The sequence below is a fragment of the Streptomyces sp. AV19 genome, assembly GCF_015999245.1.
Classification (GTDB): Bacteria; Actinomycetota; Actinomycetes; order Streptomycetales; family Streptomycetaceae; genus Streptomyces.
Genome location: NZ_JAEAMR010000083.1, coordinates 1 through 2,107 on the forward strand (window position 1 = coordinate 1; position 2,107 = coordinate 2,107).

Consider the following 2,107-nt stretch of genomic DNA (forward strand, 5'->3'; position numbering starts at 1 on the left):
TGGCGACGAGGTCGGCGTGGCGGATGTAGCTGACGACCGCGGCCTCCACGTGGGCCAGGCGGGCGTCCCCGCGGAGCTTGGTGCGGATGCGGTCCGTCCAGCCCACGCCGGCCACCCCGGTCGAGGTGAGTGAAAGATCGAGACCGATGACGAGCGGGCGGGGGCGGGGGCCCGCCCCGGCCGGAGCCGGAGCGGAACCCTCGGTGCCCAGGGTGGCGGTCACCGGTCCTGTGCCTTTCGCGCTGCCCGACGGTAGGTCACCGGGCGGCCCCCTTCGTGATCGTGCCGCAGACCCAGCACTCGCGGGCGCCGTCGGCATGGACGCGGTGCAGGGTGGTGCGGTCCTCGGCCGGACAGGGGTGCGGGATGCTGAGGCCGGCGTGCTCGACGAGGGCGGCCTCGTCCTCGACCGCCGTGCCCGGCACGGGACCCAAGGACCGGTGTCTGCCGTGATGCCGGCCGCGCCGCAGGGCGGCCCGGATACCGCGCACGACGGCGACGGCCAGGAGGCCGACGCCCACGGCGGCGGCGAGCAGCCAGGCGACCGCGCCGGTACACACCAGCAGCAGGAGGATCGGCGAGGAGATCACCCGGCCACCCCCTTGGCGGCGGGGCGGCGGTGTCCGCAGCCGACGCACCGCACGATGCCCGCCTCGTCGTCGGCCTCGTGCGGGGCGTGCCGGCGTCGGCAACACGGGCAGTCCTCCCACAACACCCGGTAGACGGCCGCCGCGTCGAACTTGGCGTAGGGCAGAGCGGGGGCGAGGCGGCCCCGGCGCCACCGGGCCCCGTGCGCGGCGAGACGGCCCGCGACCGCCCACCACGCCGCCCCCAGACCGGCCAGCGCGACGGCGGCCAGGACGATGGTGGTCACGGCGCCACCCCCGGCTCCCCGACGGGCAGGCGCTTGGCCAGCGTCCCGGCCCGGTCCACGAGCTGCCGGGACATGACGTCGTTCGACCGCTGCACGATCTCCAACTGCGCGGCCAGGGACCGGCGAGCCTGCTCGGCGAGCGCCAGCGCCCGGCCGCCGGACGGATGAGGCCGCCGCCGCAACTCTGTGGCCTCGGCCCGGTACCGCGCGCACGCCCGGACGGTGCGGTCGAGACGAGCTGCGGCCCGCGCGGCCTCCGCCCCGTGCTCACGCCCGGCGGTCCTCAGCAGCCCCTCCAGGCGCCGCACTTGACCAGCCAGCCGCTGAACATCGGCTTCGGCCTCGGACAGCAGCCGACGCATCTCCCGCCGCGCCGCTTGCTCGACGTCGCGCTCGTGCTCCAGGACTCGGGCCTCGTACTGGAGTTGGAAGACGCGGCCCCAGCAGCGGCTGAGACGCTCCCTGGCGTCGTCGTACCTGCGGCGGCTCACCGGCATCACGAGCCCTCCCTTGGGGTGGGCACGAAGGGGACGAGCGGCCACTCCCGGCGGACCGTCGCGGCCTGGTGCTCCTTGCCGGGCGTCCGTGCGAAGTACGCGGCCAGCGACTCCGCTTGGGATGAGGCCCACTCGATCTGCTGCTTGTGCAGGATGGAGAGCGAGGCGTTCCCGATCTCCGGCTGCTGTTGGGCAATCCGCCAGGCGACCCGGCAGGCCGCGATCGCATCGGCGTCCGCTGAATGCGCGCCGTCGAGGCGGACCCGGTAGTGCGCGCACAGGTCCGCCAACTTGCGCGATCCCCGCCGGAACTTGTCGACCTGCTTGTCGATGACGAATGGGTCGATCACCGTGATGTCGCCGAGCCCCTCCGTCAGGGGCGTCATGCCGTACCGGCGTGCCTCGCGGTCGAGCAGCGTCAGATCGTAGCGCGCGTTCATCACCACGAGCGGCACGCCCGCCATCACCACGGCGGAGAGCGCGTCGAGCACCTCCTCGACGACCTGCCGCAGGTCGCTTCCCTCGGCGCGGGCCCGATCGGTGGTGACGCCATGGATGGCCGCGGCCTCGGCGGGGATCTCCTCGCCGTCCACGTCGGACAGCCAGGTCCTCGACTGGGTCGGCCGTTTGTCGCCGACCTGGACGACGCACGCGGTGACGATGCGGGCGGTCTCCGGATCGGGGCTGGTGGTTTCCAGGTCGAAGCCGCACAGGCGGCCTGCGCTCCAGGTCACGC

General features: G+C 74.2%; 4 protein-coding genes and 1 pseudogene. All 5 read right to left on the bottom strand.

Annotation, left to right across the window (positions count from 1 at the left end; all coding sequences use genetic code 11):
* Positions 1-223, bottom strand: a pseudogene (locus I5Q34_RS33495) (hypothetical protein); the annotation flags it as partial.
* A 34-nt stretch (positions 224-257) separates the two neighbouring features.
* Positions 258-590: a hypothetical protein gene (locus tag I5Q34_RS33500; protein ID WP_234429926.1), complete on the bottom strand. Its 333-nt coding sequence runs from the start codon at positions 588-590 to the stop codon at positions 258-260.
* Positions 587-874: a hypothetical protein gene (locus tag I5Q34_RS33505; RefSeq protein WP_199896268.1), complete on the bottom strand. Its 288-nt coding sequence runs from the start codon at positions 872-874 to the stop codon at positions 587-589. The genes I5Q34_RS33500 and I5Q34_RS33505 overlap by 4 nt, the downstream gene beginning before the upstream one ends.
* A complete protein-coding gene (locus tag I5Q34_RS33510; RefSeq protein WP_199896269.1) occupies positions 871-1,371 on the bottom strand; it encodes a hypothetical protein in 501 nt (166 codons plus the stop codon). Before I5Q34_RS33510 ends, I5Q34_RS33505 begins: the two co-directional genes overlap by 4 nt.
* Positions 1,371-2,105, bottom strand: a complete 735-nt coding sequence (locus I5Q34_RS33515) for an exonuclease domain-containing protein (RefSeq protein ID WP_199896270.1) — start codon at positions 2,103-2,105, stop codon at positions 1,371-1,373. Before I5Q34_RS33515 ends, I5Q34_RS33510 begins: the two co-directional genes overlap by 1 nt.
* Positions 2,106-2,107 lie beyond the last annotated feature (2 nt).